Genomic DNA, 23628 nt, shown 5'->3' with positions numbered 1-23628 from the left:
AGCAGTGCGGCTCAGGCCCTCGCAGATCACAGGTCGCCGATGGTGCCGTTCTTGTCCAAGCAGGCCTTGGCGGTCATGCCCTTGAAGCCATGGCCCTTGCAGGCGTTTTGGCCCTTGCAGCTGTGCTCAGCGGTTTTGCAATCGCTGTTGCCCTTGCAGTCGTGGACGTTGTAGCAGTGCACTTTGTCGTTAGCGGCAACAGCTTTGCCAGACGAGCCCTTAGGGGCGTCGGCAGCGCCAGCAGCGGTGGCCAGAGCCAGGGCGCTGGCAGCCAGCAGGAAAGCGGAGGCAGACTTGAGGGACGTTGCGGTCATGATGAGGATCTCCGGTGTGTAAGGGGTTGATCTGCAGCCAAAGCGTGCTGCGGACCTTTGTCTGTCGCCGCCAAGGGCGACTCCTTACACCGAATCCTCAAACTTTCTGAATCGCCGACGGCCCAGCCGCCTAGTGCCGGGCGGCCATCATCTGTTCAGGCAGCCAAGTGACGATGGCCGGGAAAGCATAGAGCAAGCCCGCCACCAAGACCAGCAAGAAGAGCATGGGGCCGGTGGTGCGCACGACCCAGCTCATGGGTCGTCCTGTCAGCGCCTGCAGCATGAACAGATTGAAGCCGGCCGGTGGCGTGATCTGCGCCATCTCAACGACCAAGATGAGAAACACGCCAAACCATACCGGGTCAATGCCCGCCGCCCGGACCACCGGCATGACCAAGCCCATGGTGAGCAGCACGGCGGAGACGCCATCGAGCACACTGCCCAGGGCGAGGTAGAACAACATCAAGACCAGCAGCAGCACGAAACTGTGCAACTGCAAAGAGTTGACCCAATGCACCAACAACTGAGGCACGCCCACCTCGGCCAGTGCCATGGCCAAAAAGGCTGCTCCCGCGACCAACAGGGCCAACATGCAGTAGAGCCGCGTCGCGCTCAGCAATGCGTCTCGGAAGTTGGCCCAAGTCAGAGAGCCTAGGGCTGCCGCCACCAGCAAGGCGCCGACCACGCCCAACGCTGCGGCCTCCGCCGGACGGGCCCAGCCGGTGTAGAGAGAGCCCAGCACGATGGCGATGAGCAACAACACGGGGAAGAGGTTTAGGAGCGCCGCCAATTTGTCGCGGAAGCTAGAGCGCGACTCATGGCGCGGCATCAAGTCAGCATTCAAGACCGACCACACGATCAAGTACGCCATGGTCAGGCCCGCCACCAGCAAGCCCGGTAGCAAGCCCGCTGCAAAGAGCTGGTCAACTGGCACATCGGCCGCCAAGGCATAGACCACCATGATCAAGGAGGGCGGGATGAGCAAGCCCAACGTGCCTGCACCGGCCAATGAGTTGGCAGCGGCTGCGTCCGGGTAGCCACGCTTGGCCAACTCAGGCAAGGTGCGCTTGCCAATGGACGTGCTGGTGGCGGCACTGGAGCTGGACAGGGCGGCAAACAAGGTGGCGCCCACCACATTGACGTGCAGCAGACGCCCAGGCAGCAGGTCCAACCAAGGCGCCACGCCCCGCAAGGTGTCTCGCGGTAGGCTGGTTCGTACGAGGATCTCGCCCATCCAGATGAACAAGGGCAGCGCGGTCAGTGCCCAGGAGGACGCAGAGCCCCAAATGGCCAAGGTCATCACCTCGCCAGCGGGACGGTCGGTGAAGAGTTGCAGCCCCAGCCACGCCACGCCGGAGAGTGCCAGGCCTATCCACACGCCACCGACCAGCAAGGTCAGCAGGCAGAGGATCAGCAGTGCGGTCACCAGCAGCTCATTCATGGTGTGTCAGGCTTCATCCAGGTCGAAGTGGGACACCACTTCCACCGGGCGTGCATCGATAGCGCGGCACCATTCATCGAAAAGGGCGATGCAGAACACCCCCACACCCAAAGCCATGGCGGACTGAGGCAGCCACAACAAAGTGCCATCAGCTTGGCGAGAGACGGTGCCGCTGACCCAGGACGTCCAGGCCATCTCGGTGGCATGCCAAGCCAGCACGCCGCTCAAGGCCAAGGCCACCGTCAGACACAAGACTTCCAGAATGCGACGCTGCAAGGGCCCGACGGAATGCAGCAATACGGTGACGCGCACGTGGTCACCACGCTTGAGCGTGTGCGCCAGCGCCAAGAAACCGGCCGCCGCCACAAAATAGCCAGCCATGGCGTCGAAACCACCAAAGGGTAGAGGGACAAACCGGTTCAGCAAGCCGGCCAACACCATCCCGAGGGTGCTAACCATGAAGAGAGCGGCCAACCAAGCCGACGCCTCATAAAGGAGATCAAGCAAACGTCGCATGTAGTGCTCAGTTTACGAGGCTTGACCCCTATCAACTTCAGCTTTTGTGCTTTGTCAGAGTACATCCCTCGAGAAAGGGTGGCTTCTCGACCTCTCGGATGTGATGTTTGCCCGGGTTCGCAGCGGCCTGTGTACGGGGCGGCCGCCGCAAATTGATGAATGTCAACCAGGGCCTGAGCCCAGCACCGCCTTGGCAGCAGTCATGTAGAGCGGCAAGCCAAGCAGAACATTGAAGGGGAAAGTCATGCCCAGCGACATCCCGAAATAGAGCGCGGGGTTGGCCTCAGGAATGGCATGCCGCACCACTGCCGGGACAGCAATATAGGACGCGCTTGCGGCCAAGGCCATCAGCAAGATGCCGTCACCCACCGGCAAGCCCATGAGCCATGCCACGCCCAAGGCCAAGCTCGCATGGACCAAGGGGGCCAGCAAAGCGTAGGCCATGGCGCCCGGATGCTGGCCCTTGAGCGAGCCCATGTGACGGGCCGCCTGCAAGCCCATGTCCAGCAGGAAGAAGGCCAACATGCCTTTGAACAGATCGCCGGAGAAGGGCTGCATGGCCTCCCGCCCAGCCTCGCCACTGAGCACACCCACCACCATCGCACCGATCAACAACAGTTGGGCGCCGTCTGTCAAAGACTCCCGGAGCAAGCTGCCCACCCCCGTCTGCGGGCCCTGGGCGCCCGACGCACGCCGGGCTTTGTTGGCCAGCAGCACGGCCATCACGATGGCTGGTGACTCCATCAAGGCCATGGCGGCGGCCATGTGGCCCCCATAGGGTACACCTTGCGCATCCAGCATCTGCACCGCTGTGATGAAAGTCACCGCACTGACCGAGCCGTAAGTGGCGGCCACGGCAGCGGCATCAAAACCGTTCAAGAACCGGCGCAGCAGCAGGTAGCCCATGGCAGGCACCAGCACCGCCAAGAGCAGGGCGGCCCCCAAGGTCATGGCGACATCGACGGTCAAGCCCGACTTGGCCAAGGCAAAGCCGCCCTTCAAGCCCAAAGCCATTAACAGGTAGAGCGACAAGAAGCGCGCAATGGGCGCCGGAATCTCTAAGTTAGACCGCAACAAGCCCGCCACGATGCCAAAGACAAAGAACAGAACAGCGGGGTCAAGCAAAGCAGTCATACGTGAAAAGGGGCTGCCTTTGAAGGGCAGCCCCGGTGCAAAGCCATCAAAATATCATAGCGCAGAGGCTGCGCATCTTGGACAGGGCGCTCAGGCCAGCCATCCGACCAAGGTGGCGGCGCCACCGCCTGAGCCCATGGCCAGCAGCAAGGAGGCATCTCGCCGGTCGCCACGACGCCATTCGATGATAGCGGCGATCAGGATAGCCGCCGCCACGGCCGCAGCCGCCCACCAGAGATCAATGCTAATCACAGGCCTTTGCCCTCAGTCATCACCACCCATGCCAAACAAGGCAAGCAGGCTGGTGAAGAGGTTGAAGATGGACACATACAGGCCAATGGTCGCCAACACGTAGTTGGTTTCGCCACCATTGACGATGCGGCTGGTCTCAAACAGGATCAGGCCGACCGACAACAGGGCCACCATGCCCGACACCGCTAGCCCCAAGGCCGGAATGTTCATGAAGGCTGCGGCCAAGCCCAACAGCAAGGCCACGATCATGCCCACGAACAAGAAGCCGCCCATGGCGCTGAAGTCGCGGCGGGTGGTCAGCACGTAGGCCGACAAAGCCAAAGTGGTGATGCCCGTCACGCCCAAGGCCATGACAATGGTCTGTGCCCCACCGGGCAGCGCCAGCGTGTGGCTGAGCACCGGCCCCAGGGTATAGCCCATGAAGCCCGTCAGGCCAAATGTAGCGACCAAACCCCAGCCGCTATTCTTGAGCTTGTGGATCGCGAACAGCAAGCCGAACATGCCACCCAGCGACAGCAGCAAGCCCGGCGCAGGCCAGCCCTGGGCTACGCTGAGCCCCGCGACACCGGCGCTGAACAACAGCGTCATGGACAGCAAAGCGTAGGTGTTGCGCAGTACCCGCTTGACCGAGACGGCATGGTCGGGGCGATCGGCCAGGACCAAGCCGCCCTGACTAGCGGCAGTGGTAGATGAAGACAGGTCAGTCATGGCAAACCTCCTTGAAAAGAGCCATTCGATACTGACCATCATCGGCTGTTCAAGACTCTGAAAAAAGTAGAACGCCGCTGACTTTTACTTCGTAAAATACTGAATATGAGCCAAGACCTGAATTATCGGCATCTCTATTATTTTTGGGTGGTCGCACGCGAAGGCGGCATGGCCCGAGCGGCCGAGCGCTTGGACATGGCGGTTCAAACCATCAGCGCACAAGTGCGCGAGTTGGAGAAAAGCTTGGGTTACACACTGCTGAAGCCCGCTGGCCGAGGCTTGGCCCTGACGGAGGCTGGCGAGGTGGCGCTGCGCCAAGCCGAGCAGATCTTTCAGTTGGGAGAGGCGCTGCCCACCTTGGTGCGCAATGCGGCCGGGCGTCCGGTGGTCAAGCTGGCGGTGGGCGTCTCAGACAACCTGCCCAAGCTGGTGATCCATGACCTGATGCAGCCGGTAATGACCGAGCCCACCTTGCGCCTGACGCTGCTGGTGGACGAGTTCGAGCGGCTCTTGGCCGACTTGGCCTTGCACAAATTGGATGTGGTGCTGGCCGACCGCGCCGCCCCACCCAACCCGAATCTGCGGCTCTACAGCCATGCCCTGGGCAGCTCCGAAGTGGCCTGGTATGCGCCCAAAGCCTGGGCCCCCAAGCTGCGCAAAGGCTTTCCGCACAGTTTGGACGAGGTGCCCGTGCTGCTGCCCACGGCCCATGCGGCCGTGCGAGCCCCGCTGGACCACTGGATAGAGCGCCACAGCCTGCACCCCGAAGTGGTGGGGGAGTTTGAAGACAACGCCCTGCTCAAGGCCTTTGGGGCCAGCGGCATGGGGGCCTTTCCGGCCGCTTTGAGCGTGGAGGCGGACCTGCTGGCCCGCTACCCCGTGCAACGCCTGGGCGTTTGCGAGGGCGTGACAGAGCACTTCTGGGCCATAGGCACCGAGAAAAAGGTCATGCACCCGCTGGTGTTGCGCTTGCTACCGAGGTGAGGCTTCGAGGGGAAAAAGAAGAGTGTCCGGTGACGGGTTCCGGAGCCGCCCAATCGTTGCGGCCGGTTTGATCTGCGAAGCGTGAGCTCAACGCAGAGGGTGGGGGAGATTCACACCGGGGGTGTCCGGCTGCGCGCGGCTCGGCAAAGCGAGCGGGTGATGCGCTGCACGGGAGTCAAAGGCAGTTCGCGGTGCGAACGGACCCTGAGCCACGCACATCCCGCGCGGCCCGCACCCTGCGGTGGCCTGCGCGGTGTGCAAGGGCACAACCGGTGTCAATCTGTGGGGGTTGAGAAGACCTGCTCGGTGGTCTGCGACGCAACAGCGCTCAAGCAGCCAAATTCAGCAAGGTCGGCCAAAGGGCTCAGATTGCGGCCCTTTGCTGCTGCACCCGGCAGTGCTGCCGTGATGCGATGGGGTGAACTGTAAAGACTCTTTACTCCCCTGTCAAGCCCATCGCACAATCACGCTGTTGTTTTTCAAGCTGCATCATGTCTGCTCTGCCCCAGTTGCGCCGCCAAAACGCCTTGGCCTTGTTCCATGCCTTTGCCGAACAGGCACTGGCCAACGGCCAAGCGCCCAAGGGGCTAGAGCAAGCGTTTGCGGCCTCGGTGCAGATCTCGCCCAGCCTGTGGAGCCAGATCAAGTCCAGCCGCCCGATTGGCGACAAGCTGGCCCGGCAGATCGAGGTACACGCCCAGCAAGTGCCTGGCTGGCTGGACGAGCCGCATGAAGCCGCCGCGCCCAGCCCTGCCGAAAAGGCTTTTCTGGCCCTCGCGCTTCAGGCTTGGCGGGCCACCAACAGTGCCGGGCGCAGGGCTTTGCACCAACAGATGACGGCAGAGGTGTCCGCAGCCCACCTGCCGGGCTCGGCCTCAACTTGAGACTCGGAACATCGTTTTTTGTAACTGAAGCGCTAAACAGCGCTGGAATCCGGACGATGTTCGATGCATGAGTCTCGGTACCCTTCCCCCCATTGCCTCGGTCGGCTTGGCTGTCAGCCAAGCCCGTCTGAGCACCAGCGCCAACGCGGCGACGGCCAGGGTGGCTGAGGACTCTCGTCGGCCCAGTGACGCGCACAGTGCGGTGGCTGCCCAAGCTGCAATGCAGCAGATGGCAGACAGCACCTTGCGCGAGGCCGAGCGTCGCATGGCTGAACAGGCCCAGGCGATCAGCAACCAGCGTCAGTCGCTTGCTCGCTATGAAGAGCAGATGCGGCAGGCGCGGGCCGGAGACACGGTCTCTGGCACCTTGCTGTCGCTGTCGGCCTGAGGAGCCCCTGCGCACGCATCGAGAGTCCTGCACGCCACACTGACGTCGGCTGGCGGGCCGCCGCGCCGCTCACCGCAGGGTGAGCCGGGCGCGGCTTTCGCACGTCGGTGCCCGCCGCTCACGCGACAGACCGCACCCACAGCGCCTTACTTTTTAGCGCGCACCTTGGCCAGTTCAGCCTGGGTTTCTTGCCACAGCTCCATGCCCACATTGGCGGCGATGCTGGCGTTCACACGGGTCAGCTTGTCGCGCATGCGGGCGGCCTCGGTGGGGCTCAGCTCATTGATCTGCATGCCCTTGGCCTTCAAGTCGCCCAGCGCTTTGGCGGCCTCGGTTCGGGTGTCTTGGCGTTCAAAGGCGCGGCTGGCATTGGCAGCGTCTTGCAAGATCTTCTGCTCGTCTTTCGAAAGCCCATCCCACCACTTCTTGCTGACGGTGACGATCCACGGGCTGTAGACGTGGTTGGTCACGCTGAGGTACTTCTGCACCTCATAGAACTTGCTGGAGAGGATGGTGTTGTAGGGGTTCTCCTGGCCATCCACGGTCTTGGTTTCCAGGGCGCTGAACAGCTCCGAGAACGGCAGCGGCACAGCATTGGCGCCCAGGCTCTTGAAGCTTTCCAGGAAGACGTTGTTCTGCATCACGCGCAGCTTCACGCCCTCCAGATCTTCGAGCTTAGTGACGGGGCGCTTGGAGTTGGTCAGGTTGCGAAAGCCGTTTTCCCAATAGGTCAGGCCGACCAACCCCTTCTCGGGCAGCTTGGCCATCACCTTTTGGCCCACCGGGCCGTCCAGCAGGGCATCGGCCTCTTTAACGTTGTTAAAAAGGAAAGGCGTGTCCCACAGCGCCATCTCTTTGGTGATGCCCACCAAGGTGGCGGTGGAGCCCACCATCATCTCTTGTGCGCCGCCAATCAAGGCCTGCTGCATCTGGGTGTCAGGGCCCAAGGCGGCAGCACCGATGGCGCGCACCTTCATCTTGCCGCCCGAGGCTTTCTCCACCTGTTCGGCAAAGAACTTGACCGCGCGGCCCTGATTGCTTTGCTCGTTCAAGCCATAGCCAAAGCGGATCAGGCGAGGCTTGATGTCCTGGGCGCTGGCCAGCAGCGGGGCAGCAAAGGCGGCGGTGGCCGCCACGGCGACCACGGAGCGACGGAGGATGTTCATGGCGGAGTCCTTGTGGAGTGAAGGGCAGGGAAGGAAGAAAAGTGCGTCAGCGCAGCCACGCCACCGGCGCAGTCACGATCTGCGGGAAGACCACAAACGTGGCCAAGATAACGATGTAAGTCAGCAAAAACGGGTTCACACCGCGGATGACTTGAGCCAGAGGCAGACGCCCCACGCCGGCCACCACATTGAGCACCGTGCCCACCGGCGGGGTGATCAGGCCGATGGCGCCATTGAGCACAAACATCAGGCCAAAGTAGACGGGGTCAATGCCAGCCTTGACGGCGATGGGCAGCATCACGGGCGCGAAGATCAAGATCGTGGGCGTCAGGTCCAGCGCGGTGCCGATCAGCACCAGCACAATCATCATCACGGCCATCAACAGCTTGGGGTGCTCAATCAAGGGGCCGAGCCAGCCGGTCAGCACGCCGGGCAAGTCCGCCAGGGTGATCATGTAGCTGGCCACTTGGGCCCCCGCACACAAGAACATCACCACCGCCGTGGTCTTGGCCGCCCGCACCAGCACCGGGCCTAGGGCCGTGAGCGTCATCTCGCGGTGGATCAGCACCGCCACCATCAGCGCATAGAAGGCGGCCACCACGGCGGCCTCAGTGGGCGTGAAGACGCCGGTCTTCATGCCGCCGATGATGATGACGGGCATGAGCAGCGCCCACACCGCATGCACAGTGGCCCGCAGCCGCAGGGCCATGGGCTGGGGCTGGCCTTCGGGCAGGTCAATGCGGCGCAGCACCCACTTCCAGGCCACGATCAGGCCCGCGCCCATGATCAGCCCCGGCACGATGCCGGACACAAACAACGCTGAGATCGAGGTGTTGGTCGTCACACCATAGATCACAAAAGGCATGGACGGCGGGATGATGGGCGCGATGATGCCGCCCGAGGCGATCAGCCCGGCCGAGGTGCGCATGGGATAGCCTTGGTCGCGCATCATGGGCAGCAAGATGGTGGCCAAGGCGGCCGTGTCGGCCAGGGCCGAGCCACTCATGCTGGCCATCAACACCGCCGCGCCAATGGCCACATAACCCAAGCCGCCGCGGATGTGGCCGACCCAGGCCTGGGCCATGTCGATGATGCGGCGGCTGATGCCGCCCGAGTTCATCAGCTCGCCGGCCAAGATGAAGAAGGGCACGGCCAGCAGCGGAAAGCTGTCCACGCCTGCCACCAAGTTTTGCGCCAGCAACTGGGTGTCCCAAAACCCCAGCACATAGGCCATGCCGGCCCCGGTGAGCACCAAGGCCAGGGCCATGTTCATGCCCATGCCCATCAGCAGCAGCATGCCCACACAAAACACGACAAAGGCTTGGCCTTCCAGGCTCAGGCCCAAAGCGGTGAGGGCGTCCATCACTCCACCTCCGCCACGTGGCCGAGATCCAGCGGCCGGCGGGCCAGCAGCTCCCACAGCGCGCAGCCCCCAATCACCACCGCGCACAACAAGGCCGGCAGCGGCAGCAGCGCGGTGGGGTAGCCCAAGACCACCGAGTGGCTGTCCAGCCCCACCACCACCTGCTGCCAAGCGCCCCAGCCCAGCAGCACGCAGGCCAGCAAAACCATCAGGCGAATGACCACGGTCATCATGCCCAAGCCACGTGAGCCGAGCCGGGCCACCAAGCTGGTGAAGGCCATGTGCTCGCCGGCCGGGTAGGCGGCCGCCGCGCCGATAAAGACCATCCACACGAACAGCAGGCGCGACAACTCTTCGCTGGCCGCAATGCCGCTGCCAAAGCCATAGCGCAGCACCACGTTGACGAAGACGGCCAGGGCCATCACGCCCAGGCAGGCCGCCATGGCGCCATGGGCCAGGCGGTAGGGCCAAGCGAGGCGCGCGGGCGTCGCAGCATCAGACATCGGAGGTCTCCTTCAACCACCAAGCGTGCACCAGGTCAGTCAGGGCGGTGAGCGGCCAGGTGGCATCCAGGGTCAGCACGCCGGGCTCGTCGTCGGGACGCTCCAAGATGTCAAACTGACTATGGACCAAGCTGCTGGCAAAGAAGTGCTGCGCGCGAGCGGTAACGCGGCGCTGCGCCTCGGCACGGCTCAGGTCGAGAAACACAAAGCGCAGGCCCGGGCTGGCCGCCCGCAAGCGTTGGCGATAGGCCCGCTTCAGGGCGCTGCAGGTCAGCACCTGGCCCTGCGGCTGAGCTGCCAGCAAGGCGCCCAAGGTGTCCAGCCAGCCGGCACGGTCGGCGTCCGTCAAGGGCGTGCCTTGCTGCATCTTCAGGCGATTGCTGTGGGGATGGTGGTCGTCGCCTTCGATCAGGTGCGCGCCCGCCGCAGTGGCCACTGCGGCCCCTAAGCTGGACTTGCCGCAACCGGCCACACCCATGATCACGAGATTGCTTTGCACCTGCTTCACTACCGCTGAGAATCTGAATTTGGATAGCGCTATCCTGAGCATCCAAACAAATCGGCGTGAGCGGCGAGCCTAAATTCGTTGAGAATGAGCGCTTGCCGTCCGACGCCGGATAGCGCTATCCTAGCTCACCCTGCTTTCCGCCCGACTCCGAGAAAACCCGTATGCCTCGCGCCAAGACGCCCGCCGCAACCCCTGCTACCGCGCCCACGGCAGCCTCGGCCAGCCGCCGCCGCGCCACCGGCCGCGTCACGCTCAGCGACGTGGCGCAGGCCGCCGGCGTCAGCCCCATCACGGTCTCTCGCGCTCTGCGTGGCGAGCGGGCGGTGGACGCCGCCTTGGTCGAGCGCGTGCAAGCCGCCGTCGCCAAGCTGGGCTATGTGCCGGACCCGGCGGCGCGCGCCCTGGCCTCGCAGCGCAGCAGCCATGTGGCGGTGCTGATCCCCATGCTCTCGAACGCGCTGTTTGTCGACGTGCTTGAAGCGGTTCAGCGCACCCTGCGCCCGGCCGGCTTTCAGACCTTGATCGGGGTGACCCACTATGACGAAGGCGAAGAGGAGCAACTGCTGCGCGAGCAACTGATGCACCGCCCCGCCGGCCTGATCGTGACCGGCCTGGACCACAGCCCCGGCACGCGCCAGCTCATCGCCCAAAGCCGGGTGCCCTGCGTGCACCTGATGGACCTGCCCACCACGGCCACACTGTCCGCCCCCCTGCACTGCGTGGGCTTTTCCCAGCGCGAAGCCGGTGCCGCCCTGACGCGCCACCTGCTGGCCCAGGGCCGACGCCGCATTGCCTTTGCCGGGGCCCAATTGGACCCCCGCACCCTGCAGCGCCTAGAAGGCTGGCGGGCCGAGCTGCAGGCCGCTGGCCTGCACAGCCCCACACTGGAGTGGCTCAACCCCGCGCCTTCGTCCTTGGCGCTGGGCGGCCAGATGTTTGAGCAGATCATGGGCCAGACGCCGCCCATCGACGCCATCTTCTTCTGCAATGACGACCTGGCCCAGGGCGCACTGCTGGCCGCCCTGCGCTTGGGCCTGCCCGTGCCGCAGCGCGTGGCCATTGCGGGCTTCAACGACCTGACCGGCTCCGACCAGATGAGCCCGCCCCTGACCACCGTGCGCACACCGCGCGCACAGATCGGTGAGGCTGCGGCACGCATGCTGCTGCAGTTGATGCGCGGCGAGACGCCTGCCCTGGCCCAGGTGGATCTGGGCTTTGAGGTGGTGCGACGCGCCAGCACTTAAGGGCCGAACACCCGGGCCTTGAGCACGGTTGTTGGGGGAATGGCCAGGCGCCACCCGCCCTAAGCTCTAGCGACACGTGTTTCCGCGTGCCCGCTTGCCATGCGCATCAACCAGCCCGTCACGCAACAGTCCATCGACTTTCCCGAGTCCGCCACCTTGATGTCGGTGACGGACGCGGAAAGCCATATCACCTACGCTAATGAGGCGTTCATCGACATCAGTGGGTATGCGGTGGACGAGCTGCTGGGGCAGCCGCACAACCTGGTGCGCCACCCCGACATGCCACCCGAGGCTTTTGCCGACATGTGGCGCACCATGAAGGGCGGCGACCCCTGGACCGGCTTGGTCAAGAACCGCAGCAAGAACGGCGACCACTATTGGGTGCGAGCCAACGCAGCGCCCATCACCCAGAACAATGCCATCGTCGGCTACATCTCGGTGCGCACCAAACCCACCGATGAAGAAGTTCGCGAGGCCGAAGACCTCTATCGCCGCTTCCGGGAAGGCCGGGCACAAGGCCTGATGCTCTTCAAAGGCCTGCTGGTACGAACGGGCCTGCAAGGCATGGCGTCCGTGTTCCAGCGCATGTCGCTGCGCGCACGTTTGCGCACGGCCATCGGCATCGGCGTGGTGCTGATGACCCTCCTCAGTGCAATGTTCGTCGACACGCCCAGCGACATGGCCTGGCTGGCCCTCAGCGGCCTGGCCATTGGGGGCATGTTGACCTGGTTCCTGGAGTCGCAAGTCGCCCGCCCCCTGGACCTGATCTTGGCGCATGCCAAAAGAATCGCCAGCGGCCAAGCCGAGGCCGCCCCCGCCTTGGACCGGGTCGACGAGATCGGCATGCTGATGCGGGCGGTCAACCAAAGCGGCCTCAACCTCAAGGCATTGGTGGCCGATGTGGCGCACCGCGCCGCCGTGGTGGAGCAGCAAAGCCGAGAGATCGCCGATGGCAACCACAACCTGGCCGAACGCACCGCCAGCCAAAGCGGCGCCCTGGAGAAATCATCGACCTCCATGCTGGAGTTCAAGTTCACCGTAGAGATGAACACCGAGAACGCCCAAGCGGGCGACCAGCGCGCCCAAGCGGCCAGCGGCGTGGCCCAGCAAGGCCGCCAAGCGGTGCATCGCATGATCGACACCATGGACAGTGTCAGCGCGGCCAGCAACAAGATCTCGGACATCATTGCACTGATCGACGGTATCGCCTTTCAAACCAACATCCTGGCCCTGAATGCGGCCGTGGAAGCCGCCCGGGCCGGTGAGGCCGGGCGTGGCTTTGCCGTGGTGGCCGCCGAGGTGCGAAGCTTGGCAGGGCGCTGTGCCGCCGCCGCCAAAGACATCAAGCAAGTCATCGCCACCAACGGCGAGCATGTAGAACAAGGCCGAGATGTGGCACGCCAGGCCGGCGCCGCCATGGACGACATCGGCGAAAGCATTGGCGAGTTGGCCGACATCATCAAGCGCATCGCCCAAGGCAGCCAAGAGCAAAGCGAAGGCGTGCGCCACGTCAACGATGCCATCGACCTGCTGGAACAAACCACCCTGCAAAACGCGACGCTGGTCGAACAAGGCGTCAACGCCACGGATGAGCTCAAACGCCAAGCCAACTACCTGGTCGAGGCGATCAACATCTTTGGGCGGCGCTGAGGCCGGCGCGAGTCAGGCCAGTGGAAGGTCAAATCGAAGCGCGCGGCACGCTTCGTCATGCAAACGAACGACCTCTTCAAGCTCCGAGGTGGTCCGTCCTTCACCTTGTTCCTCCACAAAGTGACACGCGGAAAAGCGCTCCGCAGTGCGCTCATAGACGTCGACCCAACGCTGGCGCAGAGCCAATCGTTCAGACGCAACGGGCCAAATACCAGGCCGAGGCCGCAGGCGATGCTCAATACCCATGCGCCAAGGCTTGCCCGTCAGCCGCGCTCTGAAGCACCGTTGGCGTTGGCACATTCGAACATAAAGCGGGTCTGCACCCACAGCTTGAAAGAACTTCGCAACCTTGTCAGACAAGGGACTGAAGCATGCATGAACAACCAGGTAGCGCAGCCCCGCCGGCGTCTTGTATGTGCGGACACGCCATTCAGGGTGCCCCCTCAAGAATGTGTTGAGTCGGCCACGCGCAGCCTCCGCCGCGCCTTCCCGCCGCGCATAGGCCGCGTGGGCTTTCTGCGTGAGCCACACCAGCATGAGTCCCCCGAAAACCAATGCAGCTATGCACAGTGCCCAGCGCTGAGTCAGATTGCCGCCGACCAAGCACAACGCGAACGCCAGACCCCATACGCCCAAGAGCCAAGACCTCGGCATAGAGAGGTCGAAATCGACATCAGCAAAGAGTACACGGGGCGAATTGAGGCAGTGCGCGCCATAGCTGTTGCGGCTGATCACCTCTGGCCCGCAGCGTTTCAGCACCTCTTCACGAATGGGAACGCCTTCGGCCCCGTTATAGGCCCGCTTAGGCTCGCGACGTGACAGTGGGTGACCAGACAGCGCCTGCTGCAAGGCAGCCTCCGCCCGCTGGTGCGCCATGAGTTCCGCGTCCTGCATGCTGAACTCAGACCAACCAAATCGCCGGACGGTGACTTGCCGTCCGCCTTCGCGACGCTGTATTCGGGCCTCTGCCCAGTGGTCAGGAACGATCATGACTGCACAACGATGCAAATCTTGATCGTACCTGCCTGTTGTTCAGGGCGCTATTGCTCCTTCGCGCTCAGCCCAGCAAGCGTCCGCAAACAGGCCCGCGCCACCTCTTGCCCCTTCTTCACAAAGTGCTCAGCAAAGAACTGCTGATGCTCCGCAATCTCATGAAAGCGCAGGGGGGTGAGCACGGCGGAGAACACCGGCACGTTGGTGTCGAGCTGCACCCGCATCAAGCCGTCAATGACGGCACTGGCGACGAAGTCGTGGCGGTAGATACCGCCGTCGACCACCAGCCCGCAGGCGATCACGGCATCGCAGGCGTCTGCGCGGATCAAGCGCTGGGCATAGAGCGGGATCTCAAAGGCCCCCGGCACATCGTGCACCGCCACCTCGGGCGGTGAGGTGCTTTGGCGGAACTCCGCCAAGGCCGCATCAATGGCTTGCTGAACGATGTCGCGGTGCCAGGAGGCAGCAACGATAGCCACACGCAAGGGGCGCACTGCAGCAGCAGCGGCCGACGATGTGGAACGGGAAGACGACAGGGTCTGATTCATGGAACACCTCACGGTGATAAAGGCCAAGAATCAGGGCGAACGCAGGCGCGGCGCCTGAGCCGCAAAGCCCAGGCGCCACACCCGCGCGTTTCTCTTTCATCCGGACTGTGACCGTCGACTCTGGCATCGCACCAGATCTGCTGACCCCAACGCACCAAGGGGTGTGCTGGGCGCTCGCGGGCTCCTGCACTTGCGCGCAGATACCGCCGGTGGGGACTTTCACCCCGCCCTGAGAACGCGTGCCAACACGAGGTTGGCGGGGCCATTGTCCAACAAGACCAACGGAGTCAGCGCGGGCATCTTGGTGGGAGTCACCCAGAAGCTGGCTCCCACCGAAGCGCTCCAAGCGTACCGCCAGACCAGGGCATGCTGTCGACCATCGGGCGCGCCAGAGCCCGGCACAATCTCCTCTTATGCCGGTCATCGAAACACGCCTTTGCATTGCGGCCCCCATCGACAAAGTGTTTGCGATCTCGCAAGACTATGCAGTTCGTCTGGCGTGGGACCCGTTTCCAGACGAGATTCGAGTCCTTCACGGCGACACCCAAAACACCTCGGTTGGCACAGAGGTCAGGGTGCGGGCCAAATCCGGTCTGGAGATGGATGTCCGCTTTGTGCAATGGGACCCGCCTCATCGCGCAGCCGTCGTGATGACGCGCGGCCCATGGATGTTGGCGGACTTTGCAGGATCGTGGATCTTCAACGCCCGAGACGACCGCAGCACAGATGTACGATTCCGCTACCAGATACGCACCCGGCCTGCTTGGCTGCGCTGGGCCATGCAGCCCGTGGCATTGGCCTACTTCCAGCGCGTAGCAACCCAACGCCTGGCAGGCTTGAGACACTACTGTGAAGGTAAGCCATCATGAATGCCCCCACCCCGACCGCAAGCATGGGCCTGGTGATCTTTGCCAAGAACCCCAGCACCGTATCCGCCTTCTACCAGCAGACGCTGGGCCTCGCCCTGATCGACGCTGATTCAAGCCATCACTTGTTGGCAGGCGCTGGGCTGGAGTTGGTGATCCATGCCATCCCCCCGGCCTATGCGGCAGAGATCGAGATTTCTCAGCCGCCGCAATTGCGGGAAGACACACCCCTCAAGCCCGCCTTCTGGGTGGCTGATTTGGCAGCGGTGCGTGTAGCCACAGAGGCCACCGGCGGTGGGCTCAACCCCGCCAGCAAAACCTGGCAGATCCGAGGTGCGGCGGTGCTGGACGGCTGGGACCCGGAGGGCAATGTGGTGCAGTTCAAGCAGCGCAGCTGAGCGCTGAGGCTCGGCACCCAGCAAGCCGGGGTCAGAGCGCCAGCAAGGCCTGCGCCAGTTGCAGCAGGTTCCCCGCTTGGGCCTGCACGGCGCAAGCGGCCTGGGTCTCACCCACACCCGGCCCACCTTCATGGGGCCGGGCAATGAAGCCGCATTGCAGCCCGGCGGCGGCAGCAGCGGCCAAGTCGTTGGAGTGGCAGGCCACCATCATGACCTGCGCGGGGGCCAGCCCCAAGGCCCGGCAAGCGCTGGTGTAGACGATGGGCTGGGGCTTGTAGTCCCGAGCCAACTCGGCCCCCAGCACGGCATCCCAATGCCAAGCGTTGTGGCGAGCCAGCGCCACCATCAAGGCGATATGGCCGTTGGAGCAGGGCGCCAAGACAAAGCGCTGACGCAGCAAGGCCAGGGCCTCGCCCACCTCGGGCCAAGCCTGCAAGCGGTGCCAAGCCTGCACCAGATGCTGGCGCGTGGCTTCATCCACGGCAGGGCTCACGCCAGCGTCGTTCAGCACCACATCCAGATTGCGCCGGTGCAGCACGTCCAGGTCGCAAAACGGCCGCTGGCCGCTGCGGATCTCTTGCATGGCGGGCTGGTACTGGGCGCGCCAAGCGGTGGCCAAGGCCGCCGCATCCAGCGGCAGGCCCAAGCCGTCGACCAGGGTGGCTTGCAGCTCGCTGCGGATGCTGCCGTGCCAGTCGACCAGGGTGCCAAATACGTCAAAGATGAGGGCTTGAGGAGGCGTCATTCGTAAGTGCTTGTGTCGATGGCGTGTGGGCTTGCCGACAAGTGCCAAGTCACGGCGGCGGCGGCTGCACAGCATGTCACGAAATCAAGAGCCTTGCTTGCCGTCTGGCCACCAAGCCCCCGTAGCATGCGCCCCAAATAGAACGTTGGGAATTGAGCAGTACCCATGATGAACACGACACAGGCCGTGGCCGCGCTGGCTCTGCTGGCGCCATTGGCCGCCTGGGCCACCCAGCCGCCGCTGGCCACCCCCGAGCAGATCCACGCTTGCCTGAACCGCCAAGATGAGTTGCGTGAGCAGCGGGCTGACGTGATGCGCCGCATCGACGCTCATGAGCAACGCCAAGACGAGGTGCGCAGCGCCATAACCGCTCTTGACCAAGCCCGACAGCGGCTGGAGGCCAGCGATGCCCAAGCTCTGAAAGACCACAACCTCCGGGTGCAGCAACTCAATACCGAAGTCCAAAGCCTGAATCAACGCGGTGCCCAACTGCGGCAAGAGCAGGCCGGCTACAACCAGTTCGCCAGCGCCACCAACCAGCGCTGCGGCACGCTGCGCTACAAGATGCAGGACTACTACCGGGTGATGAACGAGCGGGCGGCGCAGGGCAAGAGCGACTGAGGTTGACCGGCGTCCTGCCTTGATGCGAAACGGTGATCAATAGCGAGGGTGCCAAAAAATAGCCTCGATTTCAATGGCAACCGCCTTTGCTGGGCATCCCAAATCCGGCGGACTGGCGCGTGGGTCCGCGAGTGATTCAAGCCGAGTGCTCTCTATGCCCAACACGCGCAGCCTATGAACGATTTGGGCCTCTCTGCTGAGCGTGGCTGCCCGCGCCTCGACCTGGCCCTGCGGAAAGACGCTTGAAATCAGAAGTGCCTCAGGTTGCTTGTTGGACTGGGCTGTCTGAAGTACGTCTGCCGCAAAGCGCTCTAAAGCCCGCTGATTGTCAGAGGTGTCCCAAAAGCGGCTATCGCGAATGCACAACTGGACAGACTGAGTGACGCGCGCCTCAGCAGTGGCCACCAAAATCAGAAGGCCAAGGGCGGCAAGAATTCGTCCAGAAGCCCTTGTCGAAAGGAACATCGCGCCTCCAAATTGCGAAGGCGCCCAGTCTAAGCCGGAGCGCCTTCGCTATGTGTCAACCGCGTATCGCTGAAACAGAGCGCTGAAGACTTCAGTTCCTCACAAAGACAACCGCCGTCCTCGCCGGCACATTCACCGTCCCGTTGGCTGCATCAAAGCTGGCCTGGGCGGCGCGCTTGTCGGCGGCGTTGGGGTTTTGGTGCACCGGGTGGAGCTGCAGGGCCTTGCCCACCAGCGCAGGCACGCTCAAGGCCTTAGCCTGTTTGTCGACGTTGATCACGTAGACCAGCTCGCCAAAGTTAGCGCCCGCGTAACCCGTGCCATCCACTTGGCCGATCAAGACCGCCGGGTCTTGGCCAGAGCCGGTGTTGTGAAAGCGCAGGCGGGCCTTGATGTCGTCGGCCGTACGCAAACGCAGCAAGGTAGTGCTGGCGCGGATGCGCAGCAGGTCGCGGAAGGCGTCGCGCATCCAGGCGATGTCGCTAGGCTGCGGCGCAATGCCGCTATTGGCCAGGAAGGGCCGCATCACGTTCCAGTTGTTGCCGTTGTCGCGCTCGGGCGGCAGGCCCACGCCAAAGTTATTTCCCTGGTAGCTCCAGTCGAGGCGGTTGAACCAGTCGCCCGAGTCGTAGGAGTTGCGGTCCATCGATTTGCTGCGCAGCGTGTCCACCCCGGCATGGAAGTAGGGCACGCCTTGGGCAAAACTGTTGATGGCCGCACCCAGCAGTTGCACCCGGGCCCGGTCTTCACGGCTGGTGCCCACAGGCAGCTTGTAGACGTTGTTGTCGAAGAAGGTCTGGTTGTCGTGGTTCTCGAAGTAGTTGATGACCTCTGAAGGCTGCAGCACATAGCCGCCGGGCAGGCCGCCCACGTTCAGGTCTTGCAGGCTCAGGGTTTGGTCCCAATGCGTGGTCAGGCTGTAGCTGCGGATCGAGCCTGCCAAGCCGGCCTTGATGACATCGCCCAGCCACATCAGGTCGCTCTTGGGGCGGCCGCCCGTCAGCGCATTCGGGTCGGTCCACAGGCCGTTGACATAGCCCTGGTTGCTGATGAGGAAGTCACCGTTGTCAAAGCTGCTGCCACCCCGCACGGCATCGCGCAGCATGGGGTTGAAGGTGCCGATGCCGGTGCCGTTCATGCTCAGCATTTCAGCCTGCACGAAGCGGGCACCGTTGACCACCTCGCCAAAGTTCCAGCCCTCGCCCAGCAGGTTGATCGAGCGGCCGGTGGCGGCGTTGACGGCGGCTTGCAGCTTCTCCATCACCGCGCGGGGCTGGTGGCCCATCAGGTCAAAGCGGAAGGAGCTGATCTTGTAGTCGCGCGCCCAGGTGATGACCGAATCGATCATCAGCTTGCCCATCATCAGGTTCTCGGTGGCGGTGTTTTCGCAGCAGGTGCTGCGCTCGATGTCGCCCGCCGCGTTGTAGCGATGGTAGTAACCAGGGACGATGCGGTCCAGCACCGAGCGCTCGTTCTGGCCCGAGGCAGCGGTGTGGTTGTAGACCACGTCCATGCCCACGCGCAGCCCCGCTTTGTGCAGGCCTTGCACCATGGCGCGGAACTCCACCACGCGGCGGGCCGGGTCGCTGACCGCGCTGGCATAGCTGCCCTCGGGCACGGTGTAGTGCCAGGGGTCATAGCCCCAGTTGAAGCAGTCGGTGCCCGCACCGGCCATCACGGCCGCCTGCTGGGCGCTGCTGTCGGGTGCGGCCGTGGGCACGCTGGGGCTGGTGCAGCCGCGCTCGGGCACGCTGGTGATGTCGTAGGCGGGCAGCAGGTGCACGTCCGTCAGCCCGGCTTGGGCCAAGGCCTTGAGGTGCTGCATGCCGGCCGAGGTGCCACGCGCAAAGGCGAGGTAGGTGCCGCGCTGGGCCTCGGGCACCGTGGTGTCGCTGACGGAGAAATCGCTCACATGCAGCTCATAAATGCTCATGTCGGGCGCAGCGGCCACGGTGGCCGGAATGGCGGTCTCGTCCCAGCCGCTGGGCTTGAGCGCAGCGGCGGCCAAGCTGCCGACATAGGCGCGCTTGGAGTCTGCCGTCAGAGAGATGGCATAGGGGTCGGTCACCAGATTGCGCACCACGCCCACGCCGCGCACAAACACGCGCACAGCAAAGCGGTAGGTCTGGCTGCTCAGGTCACCGGCCGCCTCGTGGCTCCAGACCCCCGTGGCGGCGTCCCACTGCATGTCCACGGCCGTGGTGGCGTTGCCGCTGGCGGGGTCGTAGAGGTACAGCGCCACCGAGCGCGCGGTGGGCGCCCAGAGCTTGAAGCGGGTGCGGCCTGCGGCCACCGTCACGCCCAGGTCATTGACTTGCTCGGCCGAGGCATAGAGCGCATCCAGCGCACCGGCCGCTTGGGCGGTGGTGGCGTTTTGCACCAAGCCTTGGGCGTTCTCCTGCACCAGTACCAGCTGGGCTTTGTGGAGCTGCTTGAGCTGGGGCAGGTCCGCATCGCGCACGCTGAACACCCCGCCAGAGGCCACCCACTTGAAGCGCTGGGCGGCGGCGGCGGGCACGCTGCCGGTATAGGCATCCAGGGTCAGCGCACCATCGGCACCGCTCACCACCTGGTCTTTGCTGACCACGATCTGGCCGCTGCGAGACCAGTAGAGCTTGACGGTCTGACCGCTGGCCACGCGCGGCCATTGGATGAGCTGCTGGTTGAGCCAGAAGGCGCGCGCATCGGTGCTGCTGACCGAGCGCAGGTCGGGCGCGGCGGTGTAGACCGTGGCGTCACGCTCCACCAGCCAGATCTCGCCGACTTGGTTCTTGATGCTCAGCGCGGCATAGTCCACGCGAATGTTGTTGTCGCGGCCATCCTTGTCGTTCTCATTGGGCGGCATGCCGTGGATGATGAACTCCAGCGCCTTACGGTTGGCGTCGGCCAGGGGGTTGAGAACGGGGATGTCAAACACCACCTCGCTGGGCGCCGCGCTGTAGCCGGGCATGGCCGTGAAGGCCACGGGCGCGTTCCAGCGGTCTATAGTCACGCCGGCGGGGATGCGGCTGGTGTCTAGGCCGCTGCCATTCCACAAATGCAGGCCCCAGTTGGCATAGTCGCCGCCAAAGCGCTGGTAGTGCACACGCACGGTCTGGATGTCCGGCGCGGGCGCTTGCAGCGGGTTGCTGGCATAGGTGGTCGGGTCGTCTTGCAGGCGCCAGATTTCGTTGGCCCCGGCCTTCAAGGCATAAGACTGATCGACCCCGTTGTGGTCTTTCCAGTCGCCCTTGTGAAACAGGTAGCCCACGCTGCCGTTATCGGCGTTGAGCGGCACGTCGTAATAAGCACCGAAGCTGTCGCTGCCGCTGGCATTCCAGCCCTGGTTCCAGCCGGGGTCTTGGCCGGCGCCCCAGGTGTGCATCTGCCAGCCAATGCACCGAACTTAAGCTAAACGGTGGTAAAATTTCTGGTGTAAGTTGTTGATTTAAATGAACATTTCGAGGTCAAACATGATGGTGGCCTCAATACTGTATATCCATCCAGTCCCTGCTTGTGGACTTTGCCGAGCTGATTGCCTCGGAGTCCTTCGCGCACCGTGCGCGGCATCCGGACTTTCCCCAGGCCTTTACCCGCACGCGTAAGTTGCCTCTTCCTGCCCTGGTCGGCAGCTTGCTTTGCCTGCGTGGGCAGTCGGTTCAGGGCGGGCTTGATCACTTCTTTGGCACGCTTTGTGGTGCAACCGATGGTGCGCTGGGCGTGCTGCGTCACGCCTCCGACAGAGCCTTTGCCAAGGCTCGCTCTCGGCTGCATCAGCCCGCCCTGGCGTGGCTCAATGACTGGGTGGTCCAACGTGCTCAGGCTACTGGCTTTGTGCCGCGCTGGCAGGGGTTGCGGCTGGTGGCGGCAGATGCCTCTGTGCTGATGCCCGCTGTGCGGTCTTGCCACCGAACCCGCTCGGCTGCCAGTGCCGAGCAGCGTCTGTTTGCGCTGTATCTGCCTCAGGCGGAGTTGACGCTGCATGCCAGCGTGCACAGCGCCGCTGTCTCTGAGCGCGCCATGTTGGTCGAGGCCTTGGGTGCCCTGGGGCCTGATGATGTGCTGTTGCTCGACCGGGGCTACCCCGCCTCTTGGCTGGTGAGTTTGCTGCAAGCACGCGGCATCCGCTTTGTAATGCGCTGCGATAACACCTCGGGCTGGGCGGCTGGGCGTAAGTTCATGCGCGGCGACACATCGGCATCGACGGTCACTCTCAGTGCGCCCAAGGCGCAAGATGTGGCGGATTGGGCTTGCCCCGCCGCCGCCCCCGAAGTGCGCTTGGTGCGTCACGTCGCCTCCACGGGCAATGCGCGCCTTCTGGCGACCAACTTGCCGCCTGAGGAGATCCCCGCCGAGTGCTTTGGCCAGCTGTATCACGCCCGCTGGCGCGTCGAGGAGGCCTTCAAACGACTCAAGCACCGCTGGGCTTTAGAGTCCGTCTCTGGGCTCACCCAGCAGGCCTTGCTGCTGGACGTGGCCGCCAAGGTACTGGCTGACAACCTCGCCTCTCTGATGTGTGCTGCCGCCACGCCTGCCCTCAGCCTCAGCACCAAGACCGGCAAGACCACCGTCCGGCACTGTCAGCGCGCCTATGCGGCTGGCCTGCTGCCCAAACTCTTGCCCTCCCTGCTCATTCGCATTGGCGACGTGCTGACCAACCTCGTCCACGCACTGCATGCTCTGGCTGCAACCACATACCGCGCCTTGCCCGGTCGTTCTGTTCCTCGGCCCAAACGCCGCGCCAAGCCTCATGCTCGCTATGCTTACAAGGGGTGACTTCGCTTAAGTTCGGTGCATTGGCGTGAACACGTACCATCGTTTCGCCGTCCACGATCAGCCTGAAACAGGCGTCCACGATCGCTGAAATACGCAGACAGCTTCGGTTTCTGGGCGAAGGTTTCGCAGAGGCAAACCGCTGGAAGAAAGTAAAAATCTAGAATTTCTCCGTTAAGACAAGTCTTGACATGGTGATGGAATTCCTCGTCACCATTAAAACGATTAATCAACGGAGTATCATGAATAATTTTTCGCTAACCAGCTTCCCTGGGTACACGCGGCTGCCGGACCGAGATGGTGACCCAGGCGAAGTGCGGCCAGACGCAATAGAGTGGCTGAGCGATGGGGGTGAATCAGTCAACTTTGGGAGTGAGAGCGGCCTGCCAACAGTGCCCCCAAAAAAGTTCCCTGGGGTTCCGAATGACTGCCGAGATGGCAAAGGCCCAGGTGGAAACAATCACCAATTTGGCTCTCCGCCTGGCGGAAGTGCTCCCATGGTGCCGGCCAACTGAAGATCCAGAAAATAAGGCCTGAGCGGCCATTAATATAAGTCTAGTAATGCGCCGCATGCCAGCATAGGGATGCGGCGAATTTTACCATCAAGTTCCGTGGCGCATCGCTGAAGATCAAACTGTGATACCAGTCGCTATAAATCGCTGCAAAAATGCATACCAATTCAACCCCGCAATTTAACCAGAAAATATTTAGTCCAAATCCGAAGCAAGAGCATTCAATGGTGGGCGAAGAAAAGCGGAACTCAAGCCCAAGCAGTGAATATCAACACCCATTGATGCAAGAGATAAAAACAGAGCGCTTCACAAATTTCGAGCAAACTAATATCTTTCAACTCAAAACTGAGCACATTGTCCCGGCCCCTTGCTTGACGCTAGATCAATATATTATTCAAATTGAAAGTGTCGCCGAAGGAAAACCTCTTGCGGAAGAGTCACGGGAAAGGCTGCATCATGTCGATGAGGTAATGAATGAGGCTCGGTCAATTATGCAAATAGGCAGAGGAAATATTGAGGCTGATAGTATCAAGTCCAATGGCCTAACTGTCAAGCCCCGGGAGATCATTCACACGTTTTGTGAAGAGCTTGGGGTGTGAGGCGTGCCATTTTTTCAGGGCCTCGATGGGGGTCTGGTGGTTGAGGGCGCGTTGAGGAATTCGATGGTTGTAGG

Annotated in this window: 24 protein-coding genes and 1 riboswitch; of the genes, 10 read left to right on the top strand and 14 right to left on the bottom strand. The window is 63.2% G+C overall.

Annotation, left to right across the window (positions count from 1 at the left end):
* Window positions 1-26: 26 nt before the first annotated feature.
* The 6 genes from ACIQ3Q_RS17090 to ACIQ3Q_RS17065 form a co-directional block, all read right to left on the bottom strand.
* Window positions 27-314, bottom strand: coding sequence for a hypothetical protein (locus ACIQ3Q_RS17090; RefSeq protein WP_396270391.1), 288 nt, complete (start codon window positions 312-314; stop codon window positions 27-29).
* Between the two features lie 130 nt (window positions 315-444).
* Window positions 445-1755: a TRAP transporter large permease gene (locus ACIQ3Q_RS17085; RefSeq protein ID WP_396270390.1), complete on the bottom strand. Its 1311-nt coding sequence runs from the start codon at window positions 1753-1755 to the stop codon at window positions 445-447.
* Between the two features lie 6 nt (window positions 1756-1761).
* On the bottom strand, window positions 1762-2271 hold the full coding sequence (locus ACIQ3Q_RS17080; RefSeq protein ID WP_396270389.1) for a TRAP transporter small permease subunit: 510 nt from the start codon (window positions 2269-2271) through the stop codon (window positions 1762-1764).
* 162 nt (window positions 2272-2433) lie between these two features.
* Complete coding sequence (locus tag ACIQ3Q_RS17075) at window positions 2434-3405, bottom strand: sodium-dependent bicarbonate transport family permease (protein WP_396270388.1); 972 nt, start codon at window positions 3403-3405, stop codon at window positions 2434-2436.
* A 90-nt stretch (window positions 3406-3495) separates the two neighbouring features.
* On the bottom strand, window positions 3496-3657 hold the full coding sequence (locus tag ACIQ3Q_RS17070; protein ID WP_396270387.1) for a hypothetical protein: 162 nt from the start codon (window positions 3655-3657) through the stop codon (window positions 3496-3498).
* Between the two features lie 12 nt (window positions 3658-3669).
* The gene (locus tag ACIQ3Q_RS17065) at window positions 3670-4365 is read right to left on the bottom strand and encodes a Bax inhibitor-1/YccA family protein (RefSeq protein ID WP_396270386.1); all 696 of its coding nucleotides are present in this window, start codon (window positions 4363-4365) and stop codon (window positions 3670-3672) included.
* 105 nt (window positions 4366-4470) lie between these two features.
* Here ACIQ3Q_RS17065 and ACIQ3Q_RS17060 point away from each other — a divergent pair, with 105 nt between their 5' ends.
* The 3 genes from ACIQ3Q_RS17060 (at window position 4471) to ACIQ3Q_RS17050 (ending at window position 6621) form a co-directional block, all read left to right on the top strand.
* A complete protein-coding gene (locus ACIQ3Q_RS17060) occupies window positions 4471-5349 on the top strand; it encodes a LysR family transcriptional regulator (RefSeq protein WP_396270385.1) in 879 nt (292 codons plus the stop codon).
* Between the two features lie 491 nt (window positions 5350-5840).
* The gene (locus tag ACIQ3Q_RS17055; RefSeq protein WP_396270384.1) at window positions 5841-6233 is read left to right on the top strand and encodes a hypothetical protein; all 393 of its coding nucleotides are present in this window, start codon (window positions 5841-5843) and stop codon (window positions 6231-6233) included.
* A gap of 67 nt (window positions 6234-6300) precedes the next feature.
* Window positions 6301-6621, top strand: a complete 321-nt coding sequence (locus ACIQ3Q_RS17050) for a hypothetical protein (protein WP_396270383.1) — start codon at window positions 6301-6303, stop codon at window positions 6619-6621.
* A 146-nt stretch (window positions 6622-6767) separates the two neighbouring features.
* Here the strand turns inward: ACIQ3Q_RS17050 and ACIQ3Q_RS17045 are convergent, their stop codons facing one another.
* The 4 genes from ACIQ3Q_RS17045 to ACIQ3Q_RS17030 are packed head-to-tail and all read right to left on the bottom strand — an operon-like array spanning window position 6768 to window position 10131.
* Window positions 6768-7787, bottom strand: coding sequence for a TRAP transporter substrate-binding protein (locus ACIQ3Q_RS17045; RefSeq protein WP_396270382.1), 1020 nt, complete (start codon window positions 7785-7787; stop codon window positions 6768-6770).
* A gap of 46 nt (window positions 7788-7833) precedes the next feature.
* Window positions 7834-9150: a TRAP transporter large permease gene (locus ACIQ3Q_RS17040; RefSeq protein WP_396270381.1), complete on the bottom strand. Its 1317-nt coding sequence runs from the start codon at window positions 9148-9150 to the stop codon at window positions 7834-7836.
* Window positions 9150-9653, bottom strand: a complete 504-nt coding sequence (locus ACIQ3Q_RS17035) for a TRAP transporter small permease subunit (protein WP_396270380.1) — start codon at window positions 9651-9653, stop codon at window positions 9150-9152. The genes ACIQ3Q_RS17040 and ACIQ3Q_RS17035 overlap by 1 nt, the downstream gene beginning before the upstream one ends.
* Entirely contained in the window at window positions 9646-10131 is a 486-nt protein-coding gene (locus ACIQ3Q_RS17030) for a gluconokinase (RefSeq protein WP_396270408.1), read from the bottom strand. Before ACIQ3Q_RS17030 ends, ACIQ3Q_RS17035 begins: the two co-directional genes overlap by 8 nt.
* 191 nt (window positions 10132-10322) lie before the next feature.
* On the opposite strand from ACIQ3Q_RS17030, the gene ACIQ3Q_RS17025 reads away from it, so the two are divergent.
* Entirely contained in the window at window positions 10323-11405 is a 1083-nt protein-coding gene (locus ACIQ3Q_RS17025) for a LacI family DNA-binding transcriptional regulator (RefSeq protein WP_396270379.1), read from the top strand.
* 99 nt (window positions 11406-11504) lie between these two features.
* On the top strand, window positions 11505-13055 hold the full coding sequence (locus tag ACIQ3Q_RS17020; protein WP_396270378.1) for a methyl-accepting chemotaxis protein: 1551 nt from the start codon (window positions 11505-11507) through the stop codon (window positions 13053-13055).
* Window positions 13056-13067: 12 nt separating this feature from the next.
* Here the strand turns inward: ACIQ3Q_RS17020 and ACIQ3Q_RS17015 are convergent, their stop codons facing one another.
* Complete coding sequence (locus ACIQ3Q_RS17015; protein ID WP_396270377.1) at window positions 13068-14045, bottom strand: hypothetical protein; 978 nt, start codon at window positions 14043-14045, stop codon at window positions 13068-13070.
* Window positions 14046-14095: 50 nt separating this feature from the next.
* Window positions 14096-14596, bottom strand: coding sequence for a 6,7-dimethyl-8-ribityllumazine synthase (locus ACIQ3Q_RS17010; RefSeq protein ID WP_396270376.1), 501 nt, complete (start codon window positions 14594-14596; stop codon window positions 14096-14098).
* Window positions 14597-14679: 83 nt separating this feature from the next.
* Window positions 14680-14837: riboswitch (FMN riboswitch) on the bottom strand.
* Window positions 14838-15009: 172 nt separating this feature from the next.
* Here ACIQ3Q_RS17010 and ACIQ3Q_RS17005 point away from each other — a divergent pair.
* Window positions 15010-15465: a type II toxin-antitoxin system RatA family toxin gene (locus ACIQ3Q_RS17005; protein WP_396270375.1), complete on the top strand. Its 456-nt coding sequence runs from the start codon at window positions 15010-15012 to the stop codon at window positions 15463-15465.
* Window positions 15462-15860: a hypothetical protein gene (locus tag ACIQ3Q_RS17000; protein ID WP_396270374.1), complete on the top strand. Its 399-nt coding sequence runs from the start codon at window positions 15462-15464 to the stop codon at window positions 15858-15860. Before ACIQ3Q_RS17005 ends, ACIQ3Q_RS17000 begins: the two co-directional genes overlap by 4 nt.
* 31 nt (window positions 15861-15891) lie before the next feature.
* Here ACIQ3Q_RS17000 and ACIQ3Q_RS16995 read toward each other — a convergent pair whose 3' ends face one another.
* Window positions 15892-16605 carry a haloacid dehalogenase type II gene (locus tag ACIQ3Q_RS16995; RefSeq protein WP_396270373.1) on the bottom strand — a complete coding sequence of 238 codons (714 nt, stop codon included), beginning with the start codon at window positions 16603-16605 and terminating at the stop codon, window positions 15892-15894.
* Between the two features lie 168 nt (window positions 16606-16773).
* On the opposite strand from ACIQ3Q_RS16995, the gene ACIQ3Q_RS16990 reads away from it, so the two are divergent.
* Window positions 16774-17226, top strand: a complete 453-nt coding sequence (locus ACIQ3Q_RS16990) for a hypothetical protein (protein ID WP_396270372.1) — start codon at window positions 16774-16776, stop codon at window positions 17224-17226.
* 556 nt (window positions 17227-17782) lie between these two features.
* Here the strand turns inward: ACIQ3Q_RS16990 and ACIQ3Q_RS16985 are convergent.
* Entirely contained in the window at window positions 17783-21055 is a 3273-nt protein-coding gene (locus ACIQ3Q_RS16985) for an alpha-1,6-glucosidase domain-containing protein (RefSeq protein WP_396270371.1), read from the bottom strand.
* Between the two features lie 131 nt (window positions 21056-21186).
* Between ACIQ3Q_RS16985 and ACIQ3Q_RS16980 the strand changes: the two genes are divergently transcribed.
* On the top strand, window positions 21187-22446 hold the full coding sequence (locus ACIQ3Q_RS16980) for an IS4 family transposase (protein ID WP_396270370.1): 1260 nt from the start codon (window positions 21187-21189) through the stop codon (window positions 22444-22446).
* 664 nt (window positions 22447-23110) lie between these two features.
* Window positions 23111-23554 carry a hypothetical protein gene (locus tag ACIQ3Q_RS16975; RefSeq protein ID WP_396270369.1) on the top strand — a complete coding sequence of 148 codons (444 nt, stop codon included), beginning with the start codon at window positions 23111-23113 and terminating at the stop codon, window positions 23552-23554.
* Window positions 23555-23628 lie beyond the last annotated feature (74 nt).

Source organism: Ideonella sp., from assembly GCF_044358605.1.
GTDB lineage: Bacteria > Pseudomonadota > Gammaproteobacteria > Burkholderiales > Burkholderiaceae_C > Ideonella.
Note: the sequence above shows the minus strand (reverse complement) of the source record. Positions and strands in the feature narration are given on the sequence as shown.

Bases quoted from the DNA above. Each gene is read 5' to 3' on its own strand.
- ACIQ3Q_RS17090 (WP_396270391.1), bottom strand. From the start codon at position 314: ATGACCGCAACGTCCCTCAAGTCTGCCTCCGCTTTCCTGCTGGCTGCC.
- ACIQ3Q_RS17085 (WP_396270390.1), bottom strand. From the start codon at position 1,755: ATGAATGAGCTGCTGGTGACCGCACTGCTGATCCTCTGCCTGCTGACC.
- ACIQ3Q_RS17080 (WP_396270389.1), bottom strand. From the start codon at position 2,271: ATGCGACGTTTGCTTGATCTCCTTTATGAGGCGTCGGCTTGGTTGGCC.
- ACIQ3Q_RS17075 (WP_396270388.1), bottom strand. From the start codon at position 3,405: ATGACTGCTTTGCTTGACCCCGCTGTTCTGTTCTTTGTCTTTGGCATC.
- ACIQ3Q_RS17065 (WP_396270386.1), bottom strand. From the start codon at position 4,365: ATGACTGACCTGTCTTCATCTACCACTGCCGCTAGTCAGGGCGGCTTG.
- ACIQ3Q_RS17060 (WP_396270385.1), top strand. From the start codon at position 4,471: ATGAGCCAAGACCTGAATTATCGGCATCTCTATTATTTTTGGGTGGTC.
- ACIQ3Q_RS17055 (WP_396270384.1), top strand. From the start codon at position 5,841: ATGTCTGCTCTGCCCCAGTTGCGCCGCCAAAACGCCTTGGCCTTGTTC.
- ACIQ3Q_RS17050 (WP_396270383.1), top strand. From the start codon at position 6,301: ATGAGTCTCGGTACCCTTCCCCCCATTGCCTCGGTCGGCTTGGCTGTC.
- ACIQ3Q_RS17045 (WP_396270382.1), bottom strand. From the start codon at position 7,787: ATGAACATCCTCCGTCGCTCCGTGGTCGCCGTGGCGGCCACCGCCGCC.
- ACIQ3Q_RS17040 (WP_396270381.1), bottom strand. From the start codon at position 9,150: ATGGACGCCCTCACCGCTTTGGGCCTGAGCCTGGAAGGCCAAGCCTTT.
- ACIQ3Q_RS17035 (WP_396270380.1), bottom strand. From the start codon at position 9,653: ATGTCTGATGCTGCGACGCCCGCGCGCCTCGCTTGGCCCTACCGCCTG.
- ACIQ3Q_RS17030 (WP_396270408.1), bottom strand. From the start codon at position 10,131: ATGGGTGTGGCCGGTTGCGGCAAGTCCAGCTTAGGGGCCGCAGTGGCC.
- ACIQ3Q_RS17025 (WP_396270379.1), top strand. From the start codon at position 10,323: ATGCCTCGCGCCAAGACGCCCGCCGCAACCCCTGCTACCGCGCCCACG.
- ACIQ3Q_RS17020 (WP_396270378.1), top strand. From the start codon at position 11,505: ATGCGCATCAACCAGCCCGTCACGCAACAGTCCATCGACTTTCCCGAG.
- ACIQ3Q_RS17015 (WP_396270377.1), bottom strand. From the start codon at position 14,045: ATGATCGTTCCTGACCACTGGGCAGAGGCCCGAATACAGCGTCGCGAA.
- ACIQ3Q_RS17010 (WP_396270376.1), bottom strand. From the start codon at position 14,596: ATGAATCAGACCCTGTCGTCTTCCCGTTCCACATCGTCGGCCGCTGCT.
- ACIQ3Q_RS17005 (WP_396270375.1), top strand. From the start codon at position 15,010: ATGCCGGTCATCGAAACACGCCTTTGCATTGCGGCCCCCATCGACAAA.
- ACIQ3Q_RS17000 (WP_396270374.1), top strand. From the start codon at position 15,462: ATGAATGCCCCCACCCCGACCGCAAGCATGGGCCTGGTGATCTTTGCC.
- ACIQ3Q_RS16995 (WP_396270373.1), bottom strand. From the start codon at position 16,605: ATGACGCCTCCTCAAGCCCTCATCTTTGACGTATTTGGCACCCTGGTC.
- ACIQ3Q_RS16990 (WP_396270372.1), top strand. From the start codon at position 16,774: ATGAACACGACACAGGCCGTGGCCGCGCTGGCTCTGCTGGCGCCATTG.
- ACIQ3Q_RS16985 (WP_396270371.1), bottom strand. From the start codon at position 21,055: ATGCACACCTGGGGCGCCGGCCAAGACCCCGGCTGGAACCAGGGCTGG.
- ACIQ3Q_RS16975 (WP_396270369.1), top strand. From the start codon at position 23,111: ATGCATACCAATTCAACCCCGCAATTTAACCAGAAAATATTTAGTCCA.